At 46.4% G+C, this 9,638-nt stretch carries 14 protein-coding genes and 1 tRNA gene; 9 read left to right on the top strand and 6 right to left on the bottom strand.

Annotated elements, in window-relative coordinates:
- Nucleotides 1–61: 61 nt before the first annotated feature.
- Nucleotides 62–301 (bottom strand): hypothetical protein, encoded by a 240-nt coding sequence (locus tag E5S67_RS29660; protein ID WP_216670800.1) that lies wholly within the window; start codon nt 299–301, stop codon nt 62–64.
- Between the two features lie 181 nt (nt 302–482).
- On the opposite strand from E5S67_RS29660, the gene E5S67_RS29655 reads away from it, so the two are divergent.
- Nucleotides 483–884 carry a helix-turn-helix domain-containing protein gene (locus tag E5S67_RS29655; protein ID WP_172192721.1) on the top strand — a complete coding sequence of 134 codons (402 nt, stop codon included), beginning with the start codon at nt 483–485 and terminating at the stop codon, nt 882–884.
- A 213-nt stretch (nt 885–1,097) separates the two neighbouring features.
- Here E5S67_RS29655 and mazG read toward each other — a convergent pair whose 3' ends face one another.
- Together mazG and E5S67_RS29645 are read right to left on the bottom strand one after the other, a co-directional pair.
- Nucleotides 1,098–1,925 (bottom strand): nucleoside triphosphate pyrophosphohydrolase, encoded by an 828-nt coding sequence (mazG, locus tag E5S67_RS29650; protein WP_172192719.1) that lies wholly within the window; start codon nt 1,923–1,925, stop codon nt 1,098–1,100.
- Nucleotides 1,926–1,931: 6 nt separating this feature from the next.
- Nucleotides 1,932–2,522, bottom strand: a complete 591-nt coding sequence (locus E5S67_RS29645) for a metal-binding protein (protein ID WP_172192717.1) — start codon at nt 2,520–2,522, stop codon at nt 1,932–1,934.
- 72 nt (nt 2,523–2,594) lie between these two features.
- On the opposite strand from E5S67_RS29645, the gene E5S67_RS29640 reads away from it, so the two are divergent.
- The 5 genes from E5S67_RS29640 (at nt 2,595) to E5S67_RS29620 (ending at nt 5,273) form a co-directional block, all read left to right on the top strand.
- Nucleotides 2,595–2,666: transfer RNA gene (locus tag E5S67_RS29640), tRNA-Val, on the top strand.
- A gap of 192 nt (nt 2,667–2,858) precedes the next feature.
- Nucleotides 2,859–3,242 (top strand): hypothetical protein, encoded by a 384-nt coding sequence (locus tag E5S67_RS29635; RefSeq protein WP_172192715.1) that lies wholly within the window; start codon nt 2,859–2,861, stop codon nt 3,240–3,242.
- Nucleotides 3,243–3,329: 87 nt separating this feature from the next.
- Nucleotides 3,330–4,409: a CAF17-like 4Fe-4S cluster assembly/insertion protein YgfZ gene (gene ygfZ / locus E5S67_RS29630; protein WP_172192725.1), complete on the top strand. Its 1,080-nt coding sequence runs from the start codon at nt 3,330–3,332 to the stop codon at nt 4,407–4,409.
- 174 nt (nt 4,410–4,583) lie between these two features.
- The gene (locus E5S67_RS29625; protein WP_172192713.1) at nt 4,584–4,961 is read left to right on the top strand and encodes a hypothetical protein; all 378 of its coding nucleotides are present in this window, start codon (nt 4,584–4,586) and stop codon (nt 4,959–4,961) included.
- A 90-nt stretch (nt 4,962–5,051) separates the two neighbouring features.
- Complete coding sequence (locus E5S67_RS29620) at nt 5,052–5,273, top strand: DUF72 domain-containing protein (protein ID WP_246277042.1); 222 nt, start codon at nt 5,052–5,054, stop codon at nt 5,271–5,273.
- 82 nt (nt 5,274–5,355) lie between these two features.
- On the opposite strand, the gene E5S67_RS34260 is transcribed toward E5S67_RS29620, so the two are convergent.
- Entirely contained in the window at nt 5,356–5,478 is a 123-nt protein-coding gene (locus E5S67_RS34260) for a hypothetical protein (protein ID WP_281363594.1), read from the bottom strand.
- Nucleotides 5,479–5,597: 119 nt separating this feature from the next.
- Between E5S67_RS34260 and E5S67_RS34920 the strand changes: the two genes are divergently transcribed.
- The 3 genes from E5S67_RS34920 to E5S67_RS29600 all read left to right on the top strand — a co-directional run bounded on the left by E5S67_RS34920 (nt 5,598) and on the right by E5S67_RS29600 (nt 8,973).
- Nucleotides 5,598–5,816: a Uma2 family endonuclease gene (locus E5S67_RS34920; RefSeq protein WP_172192711.1), complete on the top strand. Its 219-nt coding sequence runs from the start codon at nt 5,598–5,600 to the stop codon at nt 5,814–5,816.
- A 924-nt stretch (nt 5,817–6,740) separates the two neighbouring features.
- Nucleotides 6,741–8,252: a mannitol dehydrogenase family protein gene (locus E5S67_RS29605; protein WP_172192709.1), complete on the top strand. Its 1,512-nt coding sequence runs from the start codon at nt 6,741–6,743 to the stop codon at nt 8,250–8,252.
- On the top strand, nt 8,227–8,973 hold the full coding sequence (locus E5S67_RS29600; RefSeq protein WP_172192707.1) for an HAD family hydrolase: 747 nt from the start codon (nt 8,227–8,229) through the stop codon (nt 8,971–8,973). Before E5S67_RS29605 ends, E5S67_RS29600 begins: the two co-directional genes overlap by 26 nt.
- Before the next feature lie 67 nt (nt 8,974–9,040).
- Here the strand turns inward: E5S67_RS29600 and E5S67_RS29595 are convergent, their stop codons facing one another.
- Nucleotides 9,041–9,253: a hypothetical protein gene (locus E5S67_RS29595; RefSeq protein WP_172192705.1), complete on the bottom strand. Its 213-nt coding sequence runs from the start codon at nt 9,251–9,253 to the stop codon at nt 9,041–9,043.
- Nucleotides 9,246–9,431, bottom strand: coding sequence for a sugar-binding domain-containing protein (locus E5S67_RS29590; RefSeq protein WP_339382779.1), 186 nt, complete (start codon nt 9,429–9,431; stop codon nt 9,246–9,248). Before E5S67_RS29590 ends, E5S67_RS29595 begins: the two co-directional genes overlap by 8 nt.
- Between the last annotated feature and the right edge of the window lie 207 nt (nt 9,432–9,638).

The raw sequence follows: 9,638 nt of genomic DNA, 5'->3' as shown, positions 1-9,638 counted from the left end.
GATGCTTTGAGGCTGAAAAGATAATATTTTTAATCTCTAATTCCATTTGATTTGCGTTCTCTCATATCGCTTTTAGTCTAAACTCCAGTTGGATATGATGGGCGGTCGCATTTTGCCATTCTTCCAGCTTCCGGTAGCTGAGAAATTGTCCGCCTCTGTCCCGCCGATGCACAAACACCACGAAAGCCCAGGATTCGACTCGCTTAATTTGATTTTGGCTGATTTTGAGCAGTTGGGCGATCGACCTGACGGTGATGCAGAGCTTTTTCGATGGTTGGATGCGGCGAAACAGTGCAGTCATAGCTGTATACTCAGGGCTTGAGAGGCAAGTTCTGTTTAGAGTCAATTACATATTACTATATCAGATTCTTATTGCACAAGTGCAAAGAGATTGAATTTAAACTTCTTGAGCTCAGATGTTGCTCGTGCAACCCTCAATCATTGATGCTGTGCTAGTTTGAGAGTTAACGTAGGTGGGAAAAATGTCAGGACTCTCTAACAAGGCTGTGGTAGACAAAGAGCAGGAATTGCGTCCCGTTCGCTTCACTGAAACGGGGCGGATGCGTTTGGGGAAGATTTTAAAAGCAGCAAGACAGACAACAGGCTGGTCTGTCAGCGAAACAGAGTTCAAAACAAAGGGATATGAAGAGGCGCTGTTCACAGCTACAAATCAACCCGTACCCAAAGATGTGGGTATCAGTGCCGCAACAGTCAACCGTTACGAACGTGGGAAGCTGGATAATTTGGATTGGCGATCGCTCTCTCTGTTATGCTTTGTCCTCAAGCCGATCGATCCGGTGACAGGAGAAGCCCTGGAACCGACAAATGCTTTATATATCGCGTGCGAACATCCCCCATACAACGATGCGAAGCTTTACGAGTAGTTGATTGCTGACATCTGGCAGTATTGTTAATCAGCTTTTCAGGGCGGGCTAGAAGCCCACCCCACAAGCAAAATATTGAGTTGTTGTGGAACAGGCATCTTGCCTGTTCTTAACAATAGTGCGGGCTAGAAGCCCACCCCACAAGCAAAATATTGAGTTGTTGTGGAACAGGCATCTTGCCTGTTCTTAACAATAGCGATCGGGAGTGAGTTATTACCGATCGCCCTTTTGTTTAGCAATTAAAGCTTTAGCTTGCTGCCACAGAGATTCTAACTCTTCTGGGGCATAATCTGACAAAGGTCGATCGCACGCAGCCTCTACCTTCGCAAACCGCTGCACGAAGCGATCGTTTGTTCCTTGCAAAGCAGCCGACGGATCTAAATCGTACCAGCGAGCTAATTGAATCAACACAAACATAATATCTCCCAATTCTGACTGCTGCGCTGTCTTATCCTCGTGTTTGAGAGCCTGTTCAAATTCTGCCATTTCTTCGTGAAATTTATCCCAAACGCCCTCTACACTGTCCCAATCAAAACTCACTTCCGCAGCTTTTTGAGAGATTTTCATCCCGGCGGCGATCGGGGGCAAAGTGCTGGCATAACGGCTCATTTTCGAGGCTAAAGTTGCCGGCTTTTCCGAAGTTGTGCCTTTTTCTGCTGCTTTGATTTTTTCCCAGTTTTCGTTGACTTCATCGACGCTGTTGATTTCGACATCGCCGAAGACGTGGGGATGTCGCCGAATTAGTTTTTCTGTGATGCCTGCTGCAATTTCGGCGAAGGTAAACTGATTGGATTCGCTGGCAATTTGAGCTTGCAGAATTACCTGTAACAGTAAGTCGCCCAATTCTTCGACGATCGCATCTTTATCTTCTTTGCGAATCGCGTCGGCGGTTTCATAAGCTTCTTCGATGATGTGAGGAATTAGAGTTTGGGGAGTTTGGGCTAAATCCCAAGGACATCCGCCGTCTGGCGATCGCAATTTAGCCACAACTTCTATTAGTTCTTCGAGTGCTGCGAGCGATCGACTGTGGGAATTAGACATCGGAATTTACCTTTTAGATTTGCTGGAAGTGCGACGGGTTGGTTGGCGTTTGCGCCTCTTAATTGTGCCAGGAAGCCGCAACCCGCTCAATCCTTGTTTTTTCAATCTTTTGTAAGCCGAGCCGCCCCAATCGCTCAGATAGTGGCTCATAGCGCCCAATTCTAGACCGATGTAAACGGCTAAAATTTCGATGTGGTGTTGCCTGATCGATCGGCCGTAACTCAAAACCGCATCCTGCCAATTCCCGCCTAAGTTCCCGACTTTTTCGGCAATTGCCAATCCCAACATTCCGAAAACCGCGATCCAGATAGCGAGGTACAAGATTCGCAAAGCAGTGCCGATCAGAGGGCCGTGGGACAAAAAAGAGCGGTGGCGCAGGCTTTTTTGGTACGGCAGCCAAATCGGTTTGAACCATCCCCAGCGCTGATACTGGCAGGAGTAGATATCCAAGTCGGGACCAAACATCAGCCCGCCGAATAAGAAACTGCCGGAAACGAGCAAAGTCAGGTTGCTGCTCTGAGTCTGGCCAAAGGTGAGGGCTGCCACCAAGGGCAAACTCCACATGGTTATTTGATCGTGGGTGCGGCCAGAGGGCATTTAAAGTTTAGGATTTTTTTTACTTGATCTTTCTGAGTTACTGTGATATGATAAATCCCGGTGAGTGCAATTGGGTGATTAGCTCAGTGGTAGAGCGCCTGCTTTACACGCAGGATGCCGTAGGTTCAAATCCTACATTACCCATCCGATAACTCCATATCAACAGTTTCAGCCGTTTTTAGCCGTCAAGCCGAGAACGGCTTTAACTGTTTCTGTTGACGGTTGACTTTTGAATTTGGTGACGACTAAATTTAACATTCTGTGGCGGATGTCTCAAAAGTTGGCACGCAATGCTAGAAAATGAATTTATTGATTTTCTTTTTTAGAACCGTGTATATGAAGCCTAAAATAACTAGCCCGATCGCGTGGCAGCAAGCTGAACTGCTCATGCAGCCAGCGATGATCCGAGTGCTCGACAACATCCGCAAACAATTAGAAGAGTCAGTTTGGACGGGCACTTATCAAGAAGTGCAGATTCCTATTCCGGGCTATCAACTAATTTTAGAGAATCAAGGCGAGCAAAGATCCGTCGATATTTGGGAACTTTGCTATCGAGTCTGTTTTGTCAACTACCAGCCCGCCCACACTCAACTGCAAAGCCAGGAAGTCGTAATTGACACTAGCTTGATTGAGGATGACACTGGGGATGTAGATTGGAATCGTCTTGATGCCAAAGCCAGTCAATTAATACAAGAAATATTCGCCAATTTGGGCAAATAGTCAGTTGTCAGTTGACAGGAAAGCAGTAGTTAAAAGTCATCAGTCATCAGTCAACAGTCAACAGTCAACAGTTAACAAAATTTTATGCTGATTCAAGAATTGCACGATATTCAAGCAGCGGCTGGTGCTAGTTTTGCAGAGTTAACAACCAAAGAAATTGTGCCAGTGAGTTTTGGTAATGACGCAGAAGCGATCGCAGCAACTAAACAAGGTGCGGCTTTGTACGATCGCACTCACTGGGGACGCATTCAAATCTCAGATAGCGATCGCCTGCGGTTTTTGCACAATCAAAGTACCAATAACTTTAATATACTCAAACCAGGTCAAGGTTGCGACACCGTTTTCGTGACTTCCACCGCCCGGACGATCGACCTCGCCACCGCTTACGCAACAGAAGATGCCGTACTGCTGTTAGTTTCGCCCAACCGCCGCCGCCAACTGCTGGAATTGCTCGATCGCTATATTTTCCCAATGGATCGCGTCGAGTTAACAGATTTAACCGATACGACTGTTGCTTTCAGTTTCCTCGGCCCGGAAAGCACTCAACTATTAGAAAAAATCGGAGTTACCGAACTAGAAAATCAACCTTACGCTACTCACAAATTGATAAAAACCCCCCCTCTTTCCCCCCCTTACCAAGGGGGGGATGAAGGGGGGGTTCGAGTTGCGGTGGGTAGCGGTTTAGCAACTCTCGGATACACGTTAATTGCGCCAGCAAGCGATGCAGCCAACTTGTGGAAGGAATTAGTCAAAGCTGGGGCCGTACCGATGGGCGATCGAGTTTGGGAACAACTGCGAATCGAACAAGGCCGCCCCGCCCCTGATTTTGAACTCACAGAGGATTACAACCCCTTAGAAGCCCGTCTTTTACACACGATTACTTATGACAAAGGCTGCTACATCGGTCAAGAAACAATTGCCCGGTTGAACACCTACAAAGGAGTCAAACAGCAACTTTGGGGTTTGCAGTTGAGCGGTGCGGTTGAACCCGGTACAGCAGTCACAATCGGAGAGGAAAAAGTCGGCAAACTCACCAGCATTGCCGAAACCGAGTCCGGCTGTTTTGGTCTTGCTTACATTCGCACAAAAGCGGGCGGCGAAGGACTGAAAGTGCAAGTCGGATCGGTGTCAGGGGAAGTAGTAAATGTACCTTTCTTGAGTTCGTAGTTGCGATCGGTTGCCTGTTGGCGCCGCAGCGCCAAAAACTTTTTTGTTGAGGTTGATTTGGGAAGGATGCTAACACCATAAATTGGCCCCAAGTCCTATCTTTAGATAGATTTGCAAACCAACAACAGCAATTATTCTGTATTACAGTCGTCACATAAAAAACAGAGTTTTTCAATGAAAAAGTTTACATCGCGCTTAGTTACAACTTGCCTGCGAGTAGGAATAATCTTTGCTGTAGGAATAGCGCTGATTTTTAGCTCCGAATTGCAATTGTCGGGCAACAAAATGCAAGCGATCGCTACACCTTTAACCCCTGAAGCTAAATCTTACGAAATTGCCCTTCCCGATCGGCAGCCAACAAGCGATATAGAGAAGGATGCGAGGGGTGTAGTTGACAATATCACAGAAAAGCTGAATCTCGACCAACCCATTGCCCCCAGTACCAAAAGATTTATAGAATCGGTAAAAAATAACGTGGGCGAAGCAGTTACGCCAGGACGGGAAGCAGCAGAAAAAGCTACAGATCGAGGTAGCAGCGATCGAGCCAACTAATTCAATCGCATCCTGTTTTCAAATATTAAATTCTTAGTCCCTCTCTGCAGGGACGAAAGTTTGTGCAGTAGCGATTTCCAGATCCGAATCATGGAAGCGATAACGAACCCGGATTTGATTGTTCACATCGGCACTTCATGTTGGAGTTACGACCATTGGGAAGGTGTGCTTGATCCCCGCCACCTACCGCCGCGCAAAGAACTCGATCGCTATATCCAGCAATATCAAACCGTCGAAGTTAATAGCACCTACTACCGCTGGTTACCAAACACTACCTTTGCGTTCTTGGCGAGAGCGCCTCGCGATAATTAAACGCTTTGTAGCGGTGTTTGAAGTACAGTTCCACATTCCCTCGGTGTTCCCAAAATCCCAGCAAGTTGATGGCAACCTCTGACTAATGGACTCTCACATCCCGCTGCACTTCGGCTATCCGTTCCTCAATTAGTCGAGTCGTAATTACAATTTTATAGAAGCTGTTGCCGTCAGCTTTTACCTCAAGAAAGTAGAGCAATTTCACTCTTTATGCGCCTCAATTGTGCGCGGTAAATATTCAAGTCAGCCCGCCGTTCGTCCAAACAAGATAACTCTTGCGCGCGGGCAACATCTACGGAGCGATCTAACTTAACTAACAGGGAATTGAAAGCCCCTGCTTATGCTCAGTCAGGAATCAGGGAGTATTGGATTGTAGATATCAATGCCCGTCGATTGTATGTGTTTCCGGAGCCAGGGGCAGAGTGTTATGCTAGCCAGGTTGTGTTGGCCGAGTCCGATTTAATCGCACCTTTGGCATTTCCAGATTGTCAGGTGTCTGTGGAGGATTTGCTCAACAGCAGTGCAGAGCCCTGTTGTGAGTGAGGAAACTTTAAAAATTTATGGACAGACTGAAACGGACTTGCAATGCTGTATCAGCCATCCGCTACAGACAGGAATTTTCAAGGCAAGCGTTGTTTTTTGGACGCTTGCTACACAAACGCCTAACTCTAACTTAACTGCTTGTAGCGAAGTATACATTTGATTGTGGTTATAACTCCGTCTAAAGAATTATTGGTAGATTCTCCTGAAGACAGATGATAGCAGCGACCAAGGTAAATAATATACAAAGTGTACAGAGCTATTAGGTAATCTAAAGGCATAATTTAAAAGCAGTCTATTTGCGCCTTATAGGAAAGACATTCGACTTACCCACTTGTCCAAGCTAAACAAAGTGGCAGTATGTGGCGTACTCTTGTGCCTTACTTCAGGTTAATGACTGCTCGATCTTTAGATACTTAATTAAGTTTACCTGATTTCTTCTGTCTCTGTTCTAGCTGTCAGACCCTAATTACCCTGTTGTTTTAAGTACCTCTAAAGAATTGTTTGTAGATTCTCCTGAAGGCGGAGGATAGCAGCGATCGAGGGAAATAACATCAAAGTCTACAGAGTTATTGGGGAATCTAAAGCCAGAATTGAAAGCACTCTAATTGCGCCTTATAGCACATACATTCGCCTTTGCCACTTGCCAAAGTTGAACAAAGTTGCAGTAGGTCGCTTACTCTTGTGCCTTACTTCAGGTTAATGACCAATTGAGCTTTGATTATTAATTAGGTTTACCTGATTTTTTCTTTCTCTGCTCTATCTGTCACACCCTAATTACCATGTGGTAATACGCTTCTTTGTAAATGGCACAAAGGATACCCAAAATTTTTGCAGTTTGAGACATTTGTGTTGCTTGTAGGTCATTGGGTATACCCAGACTGACCAATTTTCATTTTACCTTATCAAACTTATTTAAGAAATCTCATGGTTAACTTACTCAGACCGCCCAGTGTTTCTTCAAGTTCTCGCTTCGGTACTGTAACCGGTTTGTGGAGAGAACAGTCTCCTTACGACAGGAGGGCGCTTAAGACTGGTATCGTCCATTTCGGGCCTGGTCGTTTTTTTAGGGGCCACCTCGCCTACATAATACATAACTATCTTGCACAGAAAAATTCCCAAGAGCAGAGATGGGGGATTTGTGGGGTTAGCCTCAAGAGTCAACAGACCATTACTAGGTTGAAACCGCAGAGATTCCTTTACACTTTGACCAAACACTCTAGTTGCGCTCAAAATCGTGAGGAAGCGGAAGTTATAGGTTCTATCAGGGAAATCGTTAATGGTAGAGAGAAGTGCGAGTATGTGCTTGAAAAGATGGCGTCTCCCTCTGTGCATCTGGTGACTCTGACAATTACTCAAGGAGGCTACCATCTAGACAAGAATTTTAACCTCGACACAGCGAATGAAGACATCGCGCACGATCTGCGAAATCCTTCCACTCCCACAACTGCAATTGGCTTTATAGTAGAGGCGCTACGCCGACGACGCGATCGCTCAATGACCCCCTTCACCACACTTTCTTGCGACAACCTCCCAAGAAACGGCGAGATCCTGCGAAAAGCAGTGCTAGCTTACGCTCACTCGATCGATCCTCAGCTTGCAGAATACATCAGGGATAGCGCGGTGTTCCCTAATTCAGTGGTAGACAGGATTGTGCCTCAAGAACAGGAATCCGACTATAACTACCCCAGCCGACTGTTGCAGGTTCGCGATCGCGCACCCATTGTAACGGAACCATTTTGGCAGTTTGTCGTGGAAGACAACTTCACAGGCGATCGACCCAAGTGGGAAGATGCGGGGGTGATTATGACTAGCGACATCACTCCCTTTCTGTATATGAAGTCGAGATTCTTGAATGCAGTACACTCCTTCATAGCCTGTTTAGCTGTAAGAGCAGGTATAGAGTATATGCACGAGGCGATCGCGCTACCGGAATTCCAGTTGTTTACTCGGCTTCTCATGGACGATATAGCGGCAGCAACACCAGTGCCTCGCGAGATGTGCGAACAATATATGGAGCAGGTGTTACTAAGGCTGAGTAACGAGGATCTTCCCGATACTACTGAGAGAATCTCTTCAGAAACCTGTAGGAAAATAGGCAAGTATATATTTCCGATACTTCAGGATGCTTATAGCCTAAAGGTCAGCATGAAGCGGATTATACTTCCCGTTGCGGCGTGGCTGCTTGCAGTCAGAGAAGAGGCGTGCGAGTCTGGTCAACCCTATCATGCCAAGGATACCCAAAGCGCAATTACAGCGATTCAAGAAGGCGCAGTAATTAGCGGGATTCTGGGATTGGAGAATTGCGAACACACAGAGGTCGTAGATAATGAATGCCAACAAGCTTTGCGAGATATCCAGACCCACGGACTATTGACTACGCTTAAGAATTACAGTGAGGGAGGCCTTTTAAATGAAACCGCTTTATCAGCATCCTAAGGTGGTGCTTTTCGATCATGACGGAACTGTCGTTGATAGTGAAACCATAGCACTTGAGAGTGCATGGAGGCTGACAAATGAAGTGGCTCGTGAGTTCCCTGGCGCTCAATACTATGAGCTTGAGGACTTTGTTAAAAGCTTCGCCGGGAAACCCTACAGGGAAATACTCAAAAAGCTCTACCCAGACTCATTAACAAGTCTTAATGAGCGCGATATTGACAGGCTAGTGGCTGAAGAAGAAAAGAGAGCGATTCAACGGCTTACTATAGAGGCAAAAGCGACAGAAGGAACGCCCGAAGTGCTGTCTTACCTGCGCGACGACGGATTTGAATATGCACTTGTAAGTAACAGCAGCTTACAGCGGCTGAGTGCTTGCCTTACTTCTGCTGCCCTGACCGACTATTTCCCCAGCGAGCAGATATTTAGCGCTCACGACTCTCTCCCCGTTCCCCGGCCCAAGCCGCTTCCTGACATCTACCTATATGCAGTCAAGTGTCTGGACGCTGAAGCTTCCGGTTGCGTGGCAGTTGAAGATTCTCTCAGTGGGGTAAGGGCTGCCGTTGCCGCTGGAATTGCGCAGATTATCGGTTATGTAGGGGGAACTCATATCAGCGAGGATGAACGAAAAAGCCGTGCAGATGGTCTTGTGTCGGCTGGTGCCCAGCAAGTTATCGATCGGATGCACGATCTTATCGACATACTATCAGCAACTCCACTATAAGGACACCGGGCATCAGGCGATCGCTTGATGCCCTTAATTAGGATGGTGAAAATCGCGTTGCTGAATATCAAGAATTCTCAGCCATCGAACGCTTCACCTTCTGAATCCACTCTTGGCTCAGACTCAACACCTGCGAATAAGACAAGTCCGTATCTAACACCAAATCAAACACAAACGGCTTAACTAAACGCGGAAACCATCGATGAAATAGCCTTAGAATCGTCAACCGCAAGAAAAACTCAACCACCAACAACTCGGCAACCCCTGAAAAGTTAGACATTCTCAAGAATAGCTTGGGCGACAACTTCGTCGGTGATCAGTCCCGTAATTAACTTCCCACGCAGAGCAGCCAAAATTGACTCCACTTTTTTCACACCTCCTGCAACACCAATAATCAGCCGTTGAGCAGGTTGTTCGAGCGGTACACCGGCAACTCGGCTGTTAGTTACACATTGAATCCCACATTCCGCAGATATTCAAGCAGAGGTAAAGGAAGATAGATTCGGCAACAATAAACTCCCAAACGATTGCCGTGCAATCGTTTGGGAGTTTTTAGTGTATAATAGATTTCTGCTGTAAAGCAACTCTAAAAATCATGAACCAGCCATTATCAGGGATAAATATCGTAAATTTAGACCACTTGGGAATAGTAGCGGGGATAATAG

Origin of the sequence: Microcoleus asticus IPMA8 (genome assembly GCF_013179805.1) — a bacterium.
GTDB classification, from domain to species: Bacteria; Cyanobacteriota; Cyanobacteriia; order Cyanobacteriales; family Microcoleaceae; genus Microcoleus; species Microcoleus asticus.
The sequence above is the reverse complement of the archived record's forward strand: the minus strand, read 5'-3'. Positions and strand labels throughout refer to the sequence as shown.